At 71.2% G+C, this 15,318-nt stretch carries 13 protein-coding genes; 4 read left to right on the top strand and 9 right to left on the bottom strand.

Annotated features, from left to right (window positions below):
- Positions 1-19: 19 nt before the first annotated feature.
- A complete protein-coding gene (locus OG226_RS38005; RefSeq protein WP_328684299.1) occupies positions 20-658 on the top strand; it encodes a TetR/AcrR family transcriptional regulator in 639 nt (212 codons plus the stop codon).
- A 275-nt stretch (positions 659-933) separates the two neighbouring features.
- On the top strand, positions 934-1,866 hold the full coding sequence (locus OG226_RS38000) for a DMT family transporter (protein WP_329351405.1): 933 nt from the start codon (positions 934-936) through the stop codon (positions 1,864-1,866).
- 45 nt (positions 1,867-1,911) lie between these two features.
- Here OG226_RS38000 and OG226_RS37995 read toward each other — a convergent pair whose 3' ends face one another.
- The 9 genes from OG226_RS37995 to OG226_RS37955 form a co-directional block, all read right to left on the bottom strand.
- Complete coding sequence (locus tag OG226_RS37995) at positions 1,912-2,994, bottom strand: Zn-dependent alcohol dehydrogenase (protein ID WP_329351404.1); 1,083 nt, start codon at positions 2,992-2,994, stop codon at positions 1,912-1,914.
- A gap of 19 nt (positions 2,995-3,013) precedes the next feature.
- Positions 3,014-4,402: an aldehyde dehydrogenase family protein gene (locus tag OG226_RS37990; protein WP_328684296.1), complete on the bottom strand. Its 1,389-nt coding sequence runs from the start codon at positions 4,400-4,402 to the stop codon at positions 3,014-3,016.
- 120 nt (positions 4,403-4,522) lie between these two features.
- Positions 4,523-4,975, bottom strand: a complete 453-nt coding sequence (locus tag OG226_RS37985) for a DUF3574 domain-containing protein (protein WP_329351403.1) — start codon at positions 4,973-4,975, stop codon at positions 4,523-4,525.
- Positions 4,976-4,995: 20 nt separating this feature from the next.
- Entirely contained in the window at positions 4,996-6,330 is a 1,335-nt protein-coding gene (locus OG226_RS37980) for an ABC transporter ATP-binding protein (protein ID WP_329351402.1), read from the bottom strand.
- Between the two features lie 191 nt (positions 6,331-6,521).
- Positions 6,522-7,745 carry an MFS transporter gene (locus OG226_RS37975; protein WP_329351401.1) on the bottom strand — a complete coding sequence of 408 codons (1,224 nt, stop codon included), beginning with the start codon at positions 7,743-7,745 and terminating at the stop codon, positions 6,522-6,524.
- 52 nt (positions 7,746-7,797) lie between these two features.
- Positions 7,798-9,201 (bottom strand): CitMHS family transporter, encoded by a 1,404-nt coding sequence (locus tag OG226_RS37970; protein ID WP_329351400.1) that lies wholly within the window; start codon positions 9,199-9,201, stop codon positions 7,798-7,800.
- A gap of 122 nt (positions 9,202-9,323) precedes the next feature.
- Entirely contained in the window at positions 9,324-11,564 is a 2,241-nt protein-coding gene (locus OG226_RS37965) for a molybdopterin oxidoreductase family protein (protein ID WP_329351398.1), read from the bottom strand.
- A 162-nt stretch (positions 11,565-11,726) separates the two neighbouring features.
- Complete coding sequence (locus OG226_RS37960; protein ID WP_328684290.1) at positions 11,727-12,344, bottom strand: TetR/AcrR family transcriptional regulator; 618 nt, start codon at positions 12,342-12,344, stop codon at positions 11,727-11,729.
- Positions 12,345-12,408: 64 nt separating this feature from the next.
- Complete coding sequence (locus OG226_RS37955) at positions 12,409-12,972, bottom strand: hypothetical protein (protein ID WP_329351397.1); 564 nt, start codon at positions 12,970-12,972, stop codon at positions 12,409-12,411.
- A gap of 181 nt (positions 12,973-13,153) precedes the next feature.
- Between OG226_RS37955 and hmgA the strand changes: the two genes are divergently transcribed.
- Together hmgA and OG226_RS37945 are read left to right on the top strand one after the other, a co-directional pair.
- Complete coding sequence (gene hmgA, locus OG226_RS37950) at positions 13,154-14,470, top strand: homogentisate 1,2-dioxygenase (RefSeq protein WP_329351395.1); 1,317 nt, start codon at positions 13,154-13,156, stop codon at positions 14,468-14,470.
- Between the two features lie 92 nt (positions 14,471-14,562).
- Positions 14,563-15,315, top strand: a complete 753-nt coding sequence (locus OG226_RS37945) for a GntR family transcriptional regulator (protein WP_328684287.1) — start codon at positions 14,563-14,565, stop codon at positions 15,313-15,315.
- Positions 15,316-15,318 lie beyond the last annotated feature (3 nt).

Raw genomic sequence — 15,318 nt, 5'->3', positions numbered from 1 at the left:
CAGCCCTACTATGTGCGCCATGGCCCGACCGCGCAAGCCCCTCCTCAGCACCGACCGGATCGTCGAGACGGCGCGCGTGCTGGTGGACGCGGAGGGGTTGGCGGCGGTCTCCACGCGTCGGCTCGCCGCGGAGTTGGGGGTGAGCGGGCCCTCGCTCTACAACCACTTCCGCACGAAGGACCAGATCCTGGAGGCGGTCGCCGACTCGGTGAGTGCGCAGGTCGATCTGTCGATGTTCGAGGACGGGCGGGACTGGCGTACCGCGCTGCACGACTGGGCCGTGTCGTATCGGTCCGCGCTGCGTGACCATCCGAACATCGTGCCCGTGCTCGCGACGGGGCCGGGGCGGCGGCCGGCGGGGTTGCGGCTTGCGGACGCGGTCTATGGCGCCATGGTCGACGCGGGGTGGCCTGCGGCGCAGGCCACGTCCATCGGGGCGTTGATGCGGTACTTCATCATGGGGTCCGCGTTGGGGTCGTTCGCCGGGGGGTTCGTGGACGACGAGAGTGCGTACGACCCCGCCGACTATCCGCATCTCGGTCAGGCTCATCTTCTCGCGGAGCAGCAGGAGAAGGTGGACGAGCGGGCTTTTGACGTGGGGCTTGCGGCGTTGCTGGATGGACTGGCTGGGCAGTTCCCGGGGGTGAGCGGGGGCTAAGGGGGTGGGTGGCTTGTGTGGTGTGCCGGGTGTGCGTGCGTTGGGGCTGGTCGCGCAGTTCCCCGCGCCCCTTCGGAGCGCGTCCCATGCCGCAAAGCCTGCCGCAGGGCCACTTCGCTGGAAACAGGGGAGGCGCAGCTTCTTTTAGGGGCGCGGGGAACTGCGCGACGAGCCACGGCGGGCCGACACTCGGCACATCACGGATCCCCCACCCCCGACGATCCCGTCCGATTTCCGCCAGCGGTGCGGCGCCGTCGACGTCTAGCCTCGGACGCATGACCCCATCCCAGCGCCGCCCCGAACGGGCAGCCGCCGCGGCCGCTGTCGTCACTGTCGTGCTGTGGGCCTCCGCGTTCGTGTCCATCCGGAGCGCGGGGTCCGCCTACTCGCCGGGCGCGCTGGCGCTGGGGCGGCTGGCGAGCGGGGCGCTGGCGCTGGGGGTGATCTCTCTCGTACGGCGGGAAGGGGTGCCGCCGCGGTCCGCGTGGCGGGGGATCGGGATCTCGGGCGTGCTGTGGTTCGGGTTCTACATGGTCGTCCTGAACTGGGGCGAGCAGCAGGTCGACGCCGGTACCGCCGCGCTCGTCGTGAACATCGGGCCGATCCTCATCGCCCTGCTCGGCTCGCGGCTGCTCGGTGACGCGATGCCGCCGCGACTGCTGGCGGGGATGGCGGTGTCGTTCGCCGGTGCGGTGACCGTGGGGCTGTCCATGTCCGGGGACGGCGGGTCGTCCGTGCTCGGTGTGGTGCTGTGTCTGCTCGCGGCGGTCGCGTACGCCGGTGGGGTCGTCGCCCAGAAGCCGGCCCTGGCCCGGGCGAGCGCGCTCCAGGTGACGACGTTCGGGTGTCTCGTCGGGGCGGTGATGTGCCTGCCGTTCGCCGGGCAGCTTGTCGGGCAGGCCGGCGACGCGCCCGTCTCCGCCACCCTCAACATGGTCTACCTGGGCGTCTTCCCGACCGCCCTCGCCTTCACCACCTGGGCGTACGCCCTCGCCCGGACGACCGCCAGCAAGATGGGCGCGACCACGTACGCGGTGCCCGCCCTGGTCGTCCTGATGTCGTGGCTGGCGCTCGGCGAGGTGCCGGGGCTGCTCACGCTGGCGGGTGGCGTGCTGTGTCTGGCGGGCGTGGCGGTGTCGCGGTCCCGGCCGGGCGCGAGGGCGAGGGCGAAGCAGGCGGCGGAGCCGCAGCCCGAACAGGTGCCGTAGGCAAGGGAGTTCAGCCTGAACCGCCGGTGCCGGCGACAAGGCGGTTCAGAACACCACCAGTGCCCGTCCGCCCTTCCCCGCCACCATGTTCTCGAACGCCGCCGGGATCCCCTCCAGCGCGATCCGTTCCGTCACCAGCGCTCCCAGGTCCAGGCGTCCGGCGCGGACATGCTCGGCGAGTACCGGAACGTCCTTCGCCGGGTCGGAGTTGCCGTAGACGCAGCCGCTCAACGTCCGTCCCCAGTGGAAGAGTTCGAGGGCGTTGAAGGTGACCCGCTGGTCCTTGCCGCCGATGCCGACGACCGTGGTGCGGCCGCCGCGGCGGGTGGACTCCCAGGCGGTGCGGATGGTGACCGCGCGGCCCACGCATTCGACGGCGACGTCCACGCCCTGTCTTCCGGTGCGGGCGCGGATCTCCCGGGCCGTGTTCTCGGAGGCGACCACGTAGTCCGTCGCCCCGGCCGCGCGCGCCAACTCCTCCTTCTCCGGGAAGACATCGACGGCGACGATCGTCGTGGCACCCGCGATCCGGGCCGACTGGAGGGCCGACAGTCCCACTCCGCCGACGCCGAAGACCGCTACCGTCTCGCCCTCCCGGACCCGCGCCGAGTGGTGGATCGCGCCGTAGCCGGTGAGGACCGCGCAGCCGAGGAGGGCCGCGTCGGTGAGGGGAACGCCCTCCGGGAGGGGCAGGACGCAGGACGCCGATACGACCGTCTCCTCGGCGAACGCGGCCACGTTCAGACCGGGGTGGAGGTCGCTGCCGTCGGAGGCGCGGTGGGCGTAGACGTCGGCGGCGCCGTTGAGCGCGTTGACGCAGAGCCAGACCTCGCCGAGGGTGCAGGCGTGGCAAGTGCCGCAGGACGGGGCCCAGTTGAGGATGACAAAGGCGCCGGGTGAGACGTGGGTGACGCCCTCTCCCACGGCTACGACCGTGCCCGCGCCCTCGTGGCCCAGGACCGCCGGGACCGGCACGCGCATCGTGCCGTTGGAGAGGGACAGGTCGGAATGGCAGACCCCGGCGGCGGCGAGGCGGATACGGACCTGCCCGGGGCCGGGGTCCGGGAGGTCGATCTCGGCGATCTCCAACGGGGCGCCCACGGCGGGCAGTACGGCGGCGCGAACCATGCGAGGCCTCCTGGCAGGGCTAGAACTGAAGGGACTTGGTCTGCAGGTACTCGGACAGACCGTGCGCGCCCAGTTCCCGGCCCACGCCCGACTGCTTGTAACCCCCGAACGGCGCACGGGGGTTGAAGCGCCCGCCGTTGATGTCCACCTGCCCGGTCTCCAACCGCCGTGCGAACGCCACCGCTTCGGCCTCCTCGCCGGCCCACACCGCGCCCGCGAGGCCGTAGACCGTGCCGTTGGCGATGCGTACGGCGTCGTCCTCGTCGTCGTAGCGGAGGATCGAGAGGACCGGGCCGAAGATCTCCTCCTGGGCGATCGTCATGTCGGGGGTGACGTCGGCGAAGACGGTCGGGCTGATGAAGTAGCCCTGCCGGGACGGGGATTCGGGGCCGCCGGCCACCAGCCGTGCGCCCTCCGCGACCCCCTTCTCGATGTAACTCCGCACCCTGGCCTGCTGTTTGGCGTTCACGACCGGGCCGATGCGGGCGCCGTACTTGGCGGCGGCCGTCGCCGCCAGTTCCACCGCCTCGTCGTACTGGTCGCGGTGGACGAGCATGCGGGTCCAAGCGCTGCATGTCTGGCCGGAGTTGGACATCACGTTGGCGACGCCGACGTTGACGGCCTTGGCGAGGTCGGCGCTCGGGAGGATGACGTTGGCGGACTTGCCGCCCAGTTCGAGGGCGACCTTCTTCACCGCGGCACCCGCCGTCGCGCCGATCCGGCGGCCCACCGCCGTGGAGCCGGTGAAGGAGACCAGGTCGACGCCGGGGTGTTCGGCGAGGGCCTGGCCGGCGATCGGGCCGAGGCCGGTGACGAGGTTGAAGACACCGGCCGGGATGCCCGCCTCGTCGACCGCCTCGGCGAACAACTGGGCGGTGAGCGGGGTGTCTTCGGCGGGCTTGAGCACCACCGTGCAGCCCGCCGCGAGGGCGGGGGCGACCTTGGCGACGATCTGGTGCAGGGGGTAGTTCCAGGGGGTGATCGCACCGACCACGCCGATGGGCTCCTGGTAGACCGTCGAGTTGCCGACCTTCTCCTCGAAGGCGTGGGTCGCGGCGAGTTCGGCGTACGAACCCGCCACCGCGATCGGCACGCCCGCGTGGACGACCTGCGAGAAGGCGAGCGGTGAGCCCAGTTCGGCGGTGACCGTCTCGGCGATCTCGTCCTTGCGCGTCACCAACACGTCCCGCAGTGACGCGAGTTGGGCGGCGCGTTCGGCGGGTGGGGTCGCGGCCCAGCCCGGGAGGGCGGCACGGGCGGCGCGTACGGCGGCGTCGACGTCGGCGGCGGTGCCGGCCGGGACCCTGTCGATCACCTGCTCGTCGACCGGGTTCACCACGTCGATGGTCTCCCCGCTCGCGGCGGGGCGCCAGGCGCCGTCGATGTACATGCCGTCGTGTGCCTTCATCGTGCTGCCTCCCGGGCGTGACGTCGTCGTCCGCCTCACAAACTAGCGATGTTAGTTTTCCGGCGCCAGAGACCCGGGTCACAGACGCGCGGAGACCGCGGCAGCCGGGGAGCGGGCACCTCAGAAATCGGCCCGGGTCCGGTCGTCCACCCGAGCCACCGCCTCCTGCCCGAAGGCCTTCTCGTACGCCCGCCGGACCTCCTCGATCTTCCGGTCGTTCGCGCCCGCCGCTGTCACCGGATACAGCAGGATCAGCTCGTACGACCGCTCCTTCTCGATCGTCCCGTTGGCGTCCCGCCACTGCCCGCGCCCGTTCTGCACGGTGAGCCCGTTCGGGAAGTCCGGCGTGACCTCCTTGTCGACGAAGGCCATGAACTGCCGGTCGGTGACGGCCGGTCCGCCGTCCGGCCGCTCGGTACCGAAGAAGAGCTGTGTCTCGACGTACGGCGTTCCGCGCGTCGGCACGGGAGCGGTTTCCGCGTCGAGGCTCGCGTAGGCGGTGGGGGTCGCGGCCGCCAGGAGGAGGCCGACGGTCGCGAGGGCTGCCCGGTTTCGGGTGAAGTGCAGGGTCATGCACCTATCCGTACCGGGCGTCACTCCTCCAGGTCGGGCAGCCGCGCCGGGGCCGGGGAGATCCGTTCGCCGTGCTGGTCGAAGACGAACAGGTGGGCGATGTCGACGAGGAGCGGGACCTGCATGCCGTAGCGGAGTTCGATGTCGGGGGTGGTGCGCACGACGAGGTCGCCGGGGAGGCGGCCCTCGGGCGGTACGGGGTCGGATTCCGGGGCCGCCGAGGGGTCCAGGACCCCCACCCGTCCGGCGCGCAGCGCGCCCGCGCGTCCCCGCAGCCGGTCCAGGACACCGCCCTCGCGTCTGCGGCGGCGGACCGGGCGGGCGGGGCGCGGGGCCTCCAACTCCGGTACGACGGCGGGCCGGGAGCCGGTGTTGAAGTGGACGAGGACCTCGTGGCCCTGGAACTCCACGTGCTCGACCAGGCCGCTGATCACCACCTCGCCGGGGCGGGCGGCGGCGGGCTTGGCGATGCGGATGGCCTCGGAGCGCAGACCGACGATCACCTCGCGGCCCTGCTGGACACGGAGCAACTGGTGGTCCAGGCACAGGGGTTCGGGCAGCCGGAGGTACTGCTTGCCGAGGCTGATGGTCATCGCACCGTCCAACGGGGCCCGGACCAGGCCGCGCAGGAGGTTGATGCGCGGGGTGCCGATGAACGCGGCGACGAAGACGTTGCGGGGCAGGGCGTACACCGAGCGCGGGGTGCCGACCTGCTGGAGCACTCCGCCGCGCAGTACCGCGACCCGGTCGCCGAGCGACATGGCCTCGGCCTGGTCGTGCGTGACGTAGACCGTGGTGACGCCCAACTTGCGGGTGAGGGAGGAGATTTCGGCGCGGAGGTGGTTGCGGAGTTTGGCGTCGAGGTTGGAGAGGGGCTCGTCCATGAGGAACGCGGAGGGGTGGCGGGCGATGGCCCGGCCCATGGCGACGCGCTGACGTTCGCCGCCGGAGAGCTGGCCGGGGAAGCGTTCCAGGAGGTCCTCGATGCCCAGCATGCGGGCGGTGGCGTCGACGCGGGCGCGCGGGTCCTCGCCGGGGGTCTCGATGCGCAGCGGGAAGCCGATGTTGTCGCGGCTGGTCATGCTCGGGTAGAGGGCGAAGTTCTGGAACACCATCGCCATGTCCCGTTCGGACGGGGCGAGTTCGTTGGAGTACTCGCCGTCGAGTCTCAACTCGCCCTCGGTGATCTGCTCCAGGCCGGCGATCATCCTCAGCACGGTCGACTTGCCGCACCCGGACGGCCCGAGCAGGACGAGGAACTCCCCCGGCGCGATGTCCAGCGACAGCCGGTCCACCACGCGGGGGCCTCGCGCGTAGGCCTTGCTCACGTCGTGCAGGGAGATGGCGCGTGTCATGACGAGTGCCCCCGGGGGCTCACTTGGGCGACGGTGCTCCGCGGTCCGGTCACCTCGTACGGGCCGTACGAGGCTTGTGAGTCACGGAAGCTAACGGAATGTGCGCACCGGGGGGAAGAGACCGGACGGGATCGGGCGTGTCGGTCCGGGTGGTGAGAAAACGGACGATCGCATTCAGGCCAAGTACCGCTTCACCGCACCCGGTTGCGCGCCTTCGAGGTTTCGCCGACTGCGACCCCTTCGCGGGGCGTTCGTGCCGGTGAGCGCAGCGCGACGCCCGCGGACAGCACCAGCAGCGCACCGAGCATCACGAACGGCGCGGCCACGCCCGCGACTCCGGCGACGAGTCCCGCACCGGCGGGCGCGGCGACCTGGCCGAGGCGGTTTCCGGTCAGTCGTAGGGCGAGGGCGGTGGAGCGGGCGTCGTCGGGGGCGGCCTGGACGACCGTCGTCATGGAGAGGGGCTGGCCGACTCCGAGGCAGAAGCCCAGGATCGCGAGCATCAGGCCGACGGCCCAGACGGGGACCGGCAGGGCGATGCCCGCGCACAGGACGCCTGCCAGGAGGCAGGTCGCGGTCAAGAGGGCTGCCCGGCCCAGCAGTTGGAGCAGCGGGGTCAGGACCAGTCGGCACGCGATGGAGGCCGCGGCGCGGATGCTGAGCAGGACGCCGATCACGGAGGGCGCGATGCCCCGGTGCTCGCCGACCACCGGGAGGTAGGCGGTGAGGATGTCGGTGGCGGAGAGCACGGAGAGGCTGATGAAGATGCCCGCGGGTACGCCCCGGGCGCCCAGGATGCTGCGCATGGGCACGCGGTCGCCCTGCTCCGTACGGGACTTGGCGGTCCCGCGGTCCTCGATGCGCCACAGGGACGTGAACGACACGGCCGCGCCCGCGCCCGCGACGAGTAGGGCGAGCGCGCTGGTGCCGGCCATGTCGGAGCCGCCGATCAGGGCGCCCGCGGTGATGGGGCCGATGAGCTGGCCGAGGGAGGCGCCGATGGTGAAGTGGCCGAAGTTGCGGTCCTGTTCGTGCGGGGCGGACTGGCGGGCGACGAGCGACTGGGCGCCGATCACGAAGCAGAGATGGCCCAGGCCCATCACGCCGCTCCACATCGCCATCGCCCAGAGGGAGTCGGCGAGTCCGCTCAGTGCGCAGCCGCCGGAGATCAGGACCACGCCGGCGGGCAGCAGGGGTGCGCAGCGGCCGTGGTCGGTGCGGCGGCCGAGCGGTACGGCGGCGAACAGCGGGAGCAGCGCGTACACGCCCGCGATGACGCCGATCGCCCGCTCGTCGGCGCCGAGCGCGAGGGCCCGGTAGGAGACGGCGGGGCGGGCCATCGACACCGCCCCCTGCGTGAAGCTGAAGGCGATGACGAGGCGGAGCAGCCAGCCGCGGTTCCTGCCGGGCGCCATGCCGAAGTCCCTTGTCCCGTGGAGCGGATGATGCCGGGTCGGATGATGTGGGTCAGATGATTCCGAAGAGGATTCCTGCCCCGAGGACGACGAGCGATGTCAGGGCCGCCCACTTGACGACGAACCTGGTGTGGTCGCCGAACTCGACCTTGGCCATGCCGACCAGGACGTACACGGCGGGCACCAACGGGCTGGACATGTGCAGCGGTTGGCCGACGAGCGAGGCGCGGGCGATCTCCAGGGTCGAGACGCCGTGGGCGTTGCCGGCCTCGGCGAGCACCGGGACGATGCCGAAGTAGAAGCCGTCGTTCGACATGAAGTACGTGAGCGGGATGCTGAGCACTCCGGTGACGAAGGCCATGTGCGGGCCCATGCCGTCGGGGATGTTGCCGACCAGCCAGGTCGCCATGTGGTCGACCATGCCGGTGCCCTGGAGGACGCCGGTGAAGACGGCCGCGGCGAAGACCATGCCGGAGACGTTGAGGACATTCTCGGCGTGGGCGCCGAGGCGGGCCTTCTGGTCGGGCATGTGGGGGAAGTTGACGGTCAGGGCGAGGGCGGCGCCGAGCAGGAAGAGGACCGGGATCGGCAGCCACTCCATGATCATGGCGGTGAGCAGGGTGACCGTGAGCAGCGCGTTGAACCAGTAGAGCTTGGGGCGCAGGGTCGCCCTGTCGGGGTCGAGGCCCTGGAATCCCTCGTCCTCGTCGGGGAGTTCGGCGTCCGCGTCGGTGCCGGCGCCCGAACTGCCGGTGGGAGCACGCTTGATGCCGTCGCCGCCCGCCCCCACGAGCACCGTCTCGGTCTCCGGCTCGTCCACGAGCACCTCGTCCAGTGTCAGCACGCCGAGCCGCTTGCGCTCGCGGCGGCCGAGGACGTAGGAGAGGACGAGGACCGCCAGCATGCCCACGGCGAGCGCCGGGATCATCGGGACGAAGATGTCACTGGCGCTGACCTTGAGGGCGGTCGCGGCGCGGGCGGTGGGGCCGCCCCAAGGGAGCGTGTTCATCACGCCGTTGGCCATCGCGGCGACACCGGTCATCACGACGAGGCTCATCTTCAGGCGTTTGTACAAGGGGTACATCGCCGAGACCGTGATCATGAAGGTGGTCGAGCCGTCGCCGTCCAGGGAGACGATCGCGGCGAGGACCGCCGTACCGACGACGATGCGCAGCGGATCCGCCCTGCAGAACTTGAGGATCCCTCGCACGATCGGGTCGAAGAGACCCACGTCGATCATCACGCCGAAGTAGACGATCGCGAACATGAGCATCGCCGCGGTGGGCGCGAGGCTGGTGACGCCGTCGATGACGTAGTCGCCGAGCTTGCCACCCTTTCCGACGAAGACGCAGAACAGCGCCGGTATCAGCACGAGCGCCGCGATCGGCGACATCTTCTTCAGCATGATCAGGACCAGGAAGGTCGCGATCATGGTGAACCCGAGGATGGTCAGCATGAGTGGAACACCTAACGTTCGCCTTTGAACTCCCACCAGGGACGGCGGTCCGACGACGTTAGGTCGCGCAAAGCCGCGTTAACAAGATGTTGACGCGCGAGCAATAAGCGCAGAACTCCAGGTCACAGCGGTGCGGTGAGCGCGGCGACTTCCACGGGCACTCCGTTGAGCACCGCGTTGCCCGACAGCGGGTCGAGCTGACTGCCGTCGAGCAGCTGGTTCACGTTGACGCCCGGATCGGTGGCCGCGTGGCTGAGCCGGGTGCCGGGACGGTCGTGGCCCCAGCCGTGCGGAAGGCTCACCACACCCCGGCGCAGTCCGTCCGTGATCTCGGCGGGGGCGGTCACCTCTCCCCCGGCGCCCTTCACCCGGACCGGCGCTCCGTCGACCACGCCGAGGCGCTCCGCGTCGTCGGGGTGGATCTGCAGGGTGCAGCGGTTGGTGCCGCCGGTGAGGGCGGGCACGTTGTGCATCCAGCTGTTGTTGGAGCGCAGATGCCGGCGGCCGACGAGGACGAGCCCGTCGGCACGGTCGCTCATCGCCTGGCGGAGCCGGGGCAGGTCGTCGACGATCGGCTGCGGCAGCAGTTCGACCTTGCCGCTGCGGGTCTTGAGCGGCTGCGGCAGACGGGAGGCGAGCGGGCCCAGGTCGATGCCGTGCGGGTGCGCGAGGAGTCGCTGAAGGGTCAGCCCGTCGCGTCGTACGCCGAAACCGTCGCCGTAGGGACCCAGGCGCAGCATCATGTCCAGCCGTCGCTCGGGGCCGGTGTCGCCCGTGAGTTGGGCGGCCACCTCACTCGAATCCCGGCCGTGGACGGGCGAGTTGGGGTCCGTGACGGCCTTGCCGAGGGTCTGGTCGATGACCATCGTGTCCACGGCGGCGGGGTCGGTGCCGTGCATGCCGCTCGCGGCGAGGATCAGCCGGGACAGGATCTCGGTCTCGGCCATCCGGCCGGGCTCCAGCGGGATCGCGGGGCGGGTGTAGCGGACCTGGTTGCGGACGGCGAGGGTGTTGAACGCGAAGTCGTGGTGCGGGCTTTGGGAGGGCGGGGGCGGCGGCAGCACCACGTCGGCGTGGCGCGCGGTCTCGTTGAGGTACGGGTCGACGCTCACCATGAAGTCCAGTGAGTCGAGGGCCTTGTCGAGGCGGGTGCCGTCCGGTGCGGAGAGCACGGGGTTGGCGGCGACGGCGATGAGCGCGCGGATCGGTTCGCCCTCGGCGGTCGCGGTGTCGATCTCCTCGGCGAGCGCGGAGAGCGGCAACTCCCCCTTCGCCTCCGGGTATTGACTCACCCGCGAGCGCCAGCGCCCGAGCGCGAAGCCGCGGCCTGGTCCGGCGGGCCGGGGTGTCCGGTCGGTGGCGGCCTGCGGGAAGAGGGCACCGCCGGGCCGGTCGAGGTTGCCGGTGAGGATGTTGAGGACGTCGACGAGCCAGCTGGCGAGGGTGCCGTGCGGGACGGTGCAGCTGCCGATACGGCCGTAGACGGCGGCAGTTGGGGCGGCGGCGAGTTCGCGGGCGAGGGCGCGGATCTCGTCGGCGTCCACGTCACAGGCACCGGCCACGGCCTCGGGGGTGAAGTCCCGTACGGCGGAGCGAAGTTCCTCGACACCCTCCACATGCGGGGCCGACTCCCCCAGTTCCACGAGGTGTTCGTCGAAGAGGACGTGGGTCATCGCCGCGAGCAGCAGGGCGTCGGTGCCGGGGCGGACCGCGATGTGACGGTCGGCGAGCTTGGCGGTGCGGGTGCGGCGCGGGTCGATGACGGTGAGAGTGCCGCCGCGGGCCTTGAGGGCTTTGAGCTTGCCGGGGAAGTCGGGGGCGGTGCACAGACTCCCGTTGGACTCAAGGGGGTTGGCGCCGATGAGGAGCAGATGGTCGGTGTGGTCGAGGTCCGGTACCGGGATCGCGTTGGCGTCGCCGTAGAGCAGACCGCAGGAGACGTGTTTGGGCATCTGGTCGACCGTGGACGCGGTGAAGACGCTGCGGGTGCCGAGGGCGCCGAGCAGGACGGTCGGGTAGAGGGCACCGGCCATCGTGTGCACGTTGGGGTTGCCGAGGACGACACCGACGGAGTTCGGCCCGTACCGCTCGACGACCGGGCGCAGGCCCGCGGCGACCGCGTCGAACGCCTCCTCCCAGGTGGCCTCGCGCAGCTCGCCGTCCCGACGGACGAGGGGGCCGCGCAGCCGGTCCGGGTCACTGTCGACGGCTCCGAAGGAGGCGCCCTTGGGGCAGATGAACCCCCGGCTGAACACGTCGTCGCGATCCCCTCGGGCACCGGTCACCCGGGTGCCCTCGATGGTCAGCGTCAGCCCACAGGTGGCTTCGCACAGGGGGCAGATACGCAGGGCGGTGCGGGACACGGGGCCTCCAGGGGGCGTCGTTGCCTCTTGGCGGCGAGCATACCGAGCGGTATGGGGGGTGGCGAGGGGGAACTGGGGGTGAGGTCGGAAACCCACCGCACGTGGACGGCGGACCGCCGGCCGGTCCAGGACCCGGGCGGGGGCGAGCCGCCCGGCCGCAGGTCAGTCCAACACCCGTGCCAGATACGCCCGCAGCAACTCCCGCGTCTCCCCGATGACCTTCTCGTCGCCCTCGGGGGCGACCCGGAACGCCAGGTGGACGAGGGCGTCGGCGGTTTCCACGGCGATGAGGAAGGTGCGGCGGAGATCCTCGTCGGGCTCGCGGGCGAGGTAGCCGGAGAGGAGATCGGTGAGGCGGTCGGCGACGCGGATGTTGGGTTCCGCGTGACCCGAGCCGATGGGGATCTGGTTGCCGAAGTCGACGAGGGAGAAGCCGGGCGCGGTGCGCTTCATCGCGAGGTACTCGTCCAGGACGGCGTCCACCGCCGTCCGCCAGCCCTCGGCGCCCGACTCCTTGAGGCGCTCGGTGACCCGCTCCGTGTACCGCTCCAGATTCCGCTGGGCCAGCGCGTCGGCCATCGCACGCTTGTTCCCGAAGAAGCGGTAGACCGAACCGATGGGCACGCCGGCGCGCAGAGCCACCGCCCGGGTGCTCAACACGTCGTAGCCGACCTCGTCGAGCAGGTCGGCGCAGGCGTCGAGAATCCTGGTCAGCCGTTCGGCGCTCCGCCGCTGCACGGGCGCACGCCGGAGCGATGTCGTGTGGGGCACGGGCCTCATGATGCCTTTCCGCCGCGGTCAGGTGAAGCTCGCACCTGAGTACGGAATTGGGTGTCCACAGCACTCATATCGCCCCCCGCGCCGGCGTGGAGCCGGCGACCTTGCTGCCGTCGGGCGTGGCCTGGGGCGCCGACTCCGTGATGTCCGCCGTGCTCTGCACCGGTTTGCCGTGCACGGCCCACACCGTGCCGTCGTCGGCGTAGAGGCGCGCGGTGACGTGGTGGGTGCCGTGCGGGACGAGGTCGGCCGCGAGGTGGTACTCGGGGACGCGGAGCCGCGCGACGGTGCGGCCGTCGACGAGGAGCCGGACGGTTCCCCGGCCCGCGACCGCGACCGGCCTCACGCCGGCGGGCGAGAAGCGGAAGTCGTGGAACGTCAGCGTGACGTCCCAGCTGTCGTCCGCGGCGTCGGGCTCCACCTCGATGCCGACCTCCGGCGCGCCCTTCTTGTCCACTTCGCGGTAGTGCCGGCCCTGCCCGTCCGTCTCGTCGAGCACCTTGCCCACCGGCGACGGCGACACCCGGTCACCCTTCCCCGCATGGGCATCACGGGAGCCGCAGCCCGCCGATCCGGCCAGCAGCAGGGCACAGACCGCGAGCGCGGTGAGAACAGCGCGCGACCACGACATGCGGGGGAGAGTAGAACACCGGTCCGACAGCCGGATCCCCCTGGAGGCTGGTTCTTGGTCTCCGCGAGTCGGATTTTCCGGCCGCGCCCTCCTCTTTCCGGCCGACCCCTCCCCGCCCTCTTGCGCCCACGAAACCGCAATCCTACGGTGTTACATAGGAATCAGACGGCAGGGAGCAGGCATGAGCGGGGACGCACGCAAGGCCGCCGAGGGACTGACCTACCTCACCGGTTTCGGCAACGAACACAGCTCGGAGGCGGTGCCGGGCGCCCTGCCCGAGGGCCGCAACGCCCCGCAGCGCGCACCGCTGGGCCTCTACGCCGAGCAGCTCAGCGGTACGGCGTTCACCGAGCCGAGGGCGCACAACCGGCGCTCGTGGCTGTACCGCGTCCGCCCCTCGGCCGCGCACCCCGCGTTCACCCGCGCCGACAACGGCTCCATCCGTACGGCGCCCTTCACGGAGACGGCGCCCGATCCGAACCGCCTGCGCTGGAACCCGCTGCCCGACCCCGCGCCCGGCACCGACTTCCTGGCCGGCCTGTGGACCCTGGGCGGCAACGGCGACGCGACCCAGCGCACCGGCATGGCCGTGCACCTCTACCACGCCGACGCCTCGATGGACCGTGTCTTCAGCGACGCGGACGGCGAGCTGCTGATCGTCCCGGAGCGCGGCGGGCTGCTGCTGCGCACGGAGTTCGGGCTCCTCCATGTGGAGCCGGGACATGTGGCGTTGATCCCTCGTGGGGTGCGCTTCCGTGTGGAGCTGCTGGATGATTCAGCCCGCGGATATGTGTGCGAGAACTATGGGGCACCCTTCCACCTCCCCGACCTCGGCCCGATCGGCGCCAACGGCCTCGCCAACGCCCGGGACTTCCGGGCACCGGTGGCCGCGTACGAGGACGTCGAGGGCCCGGTCGAGGTGGTGAACAAGTTCTGCGGCAACCTCTGGACGGCGACCTACGACCACTCGCCCCTCGATGTCGTCGCCTGGCACGGCAACCATGTGCCGTACGCCTATGACCTGCGCCGGTTCAATGTGCTCGGCTCCATCTCGTACGACCACCCCGACCCGTCGATCTTCACCGTCCTGACGTCCCCGTCGGACACCCCGGGCCTGGCCGGCGTGGACTTCGTGGTGTTCGCGCCGCGCTGGCTGGTGGGCGAGGACACGTTCCGGCCGCCGTACTTCCACCGGAACGTGATGAGCGAGTACATGGGGCTCGTCGAGGGCGCCTACGACGCGAAGGCCGAGGGCTTCGTGCCGGGCGGCGGCTCGCTGCACAACATGATGTCGGCGCACGGCCCGGACCGGGAGACCTTCGACCGCGCGAGCGCCGCCGAACTGCGCCCGCAGAAGATCGACGACGGCCTGGCGTTCATGTTCGAGACCCGGTGGCCGGTGACGGCGACGGCCCAGGCGGCGCACGCCGATCACCTCCAGCGGGGTTACGACGAGGTGTGGCAGGGCCTGCAACGCCACTTCCGCCCCTCGCAATGACCCTCGCCGCCGACCGGCACCCCGCACACCGACAACTCCCCACCGGTTCACGTCCCTTGCACCGATGCCTCCCTACCGGTACGGATGGCCCCGTGACCTCCTTCGCCCCGGACTCGATCGTCCTGAACCGCAAGCTGCCGCTCTGGTACCAGGTGTCGCAGTCCCTGCGCGCCTCGATACTCGGCCGCTCGCCCCGGGACCCGCTGCGGCTGCCCACGGAGGAGCGACTCGCGGGGCACTACGGCGTCAGCGTGCTCACCATGCGGCAGGCGCTGAAGGAGTTGGAGGCCGAGGGCCTGATCACCCGGCACCGCCGCCGGGGCACGTTCATCGAGCCGGACGTCCAGCGGGCCACCCCGGTACGACTGTTGGGCTCGGTGGACGCGATCGTCGCCCAGCAGTCCGGCATGACGACGGAACTCCTGGACCACGGCAAGGCGCCGGTGCCACCCGAACTCACCGACCAGTTCGCGGACTTGACCGAGGTGGCGACGTACCACCGCCTCCGCAGCGACGAGAGGACCGGCGAACCGACGAACCATGCCCGCAACCACATCCGCCCCGAACTGGCCGACCGCCTCGACCTGGACGACCTCATCCGCTGGCCGATGACCAAGGTCCTGCGGGACGTCGTGGGCGCGGACATCAGCCGCATCACGGACACGGTCGAGGCCCGCCTCGCCGACCCGGAGACCGCCCGCCTCCTCCAGGTCCCGCTCCTCAGCCCGATCCTGCACTACACGGGCATCACCTACGACACACAGGGCAGGGTCCTGGACGTGGCAGTCATCCATTACCGAGGCGACCGGTTCTCCTTCTCGGTCACCCTCGACGCCGCGAACTGACGT

The sequence above is a fragment of the Streptomyces sp. NBC_01261 genome, assembly GCF_036226385.1.
Taxonomy (GTDB): Bacteria; Actinomycetota; Actinomycetes; order Streptomycetales; family Streptomycetaceae; genus Streptomyces.
Note: the sequence above shows the minus strand (reverse complement) of the source record. Positions and strands in the feature narration are given on the sequence as shown.

Excerpts from the sequence above, each read along its gene's own strand:
- OG226_RS38000 (WP_329351405.1), top strand. The coding sequence starts at position 934 with ATGACCCCATCCCAGCGCCGCCCCGAACGGGCAGCCGCCGCGGCCGCT.
- OG226_RS37975 (WP_329351401.1), bottom strand. The coding sequence starts at position 7,745 with ATGGCGCCCGGCAGGAACCGCGGCTGGCTGCTCCGCCTCGTCATCGCC.
- OG226_RS37960 (WP_328684290.1), bottom strand. The coding sequence starts at position 12,344 with ATGAGGCCCGTGCCCCACACGACATCGCTCCGGCGTGCGCCCGTGCAG.
- hmgA (WP_329351395.1), top strand. The coding sequence starts at position 13,154 with ATGAGCGGGGACGCACGCAAGGCCGCCGAGGGACTGACCTACCTCACC.
- OG226_RS37985 (WP_329351403.1), bottom strand. The coding sequence starts at position 4,975 with ATGACCCTGCACTTCACCCGAAACCGGGCAGCCCTCGCGACCGTCGGC.
- OG226_RS37955 (WP_329351397.1), bottom strand. The coding sequence starts at position 12,972 with ATGTCGTGGTCGCGCGCTGTTCTCACCGCGCTCGCGGTCTGTGCCCTG.
- OG226_RS37970 (WP_329351400.1), bottom strand. The coding sequence starts at position 9,201 with ATGCTGACCATCCTCGGGTTCACCATGATCGCGACCTTCCTGGTCCTG.
- OG226_RS37995 (WP_329351404.1), bottom strand. The coding sequence starts at position 2,994 with ATGGTTCGCGCCGCCGTACTGCCCGCCGTGGGCGCCCCGTTGGAGATC.
- OG226_RS37990 (WP_328684296.1), bottom strand. The coding sequence starts at position 4,402 with ATGAAGGCACACGACGGCATGTACATCGACGGCGCCTGGCGCCCCGCC.
- OG226_RS37980 (WP_329351402.1), bottom strand. The coding sequence starts at position 6,330 with ATGACACGCGCCATCTCCCTGCACGACGTGAGCAAGGCCTACGCGCGA.
- OG226_RS38005 (WP_328684299.1), top strand. The coding sequence starts at position 20 with ATGGCCCGACCGCGCAAGCCCCTCCTCAGCACCGACCGGATCGTCGAG.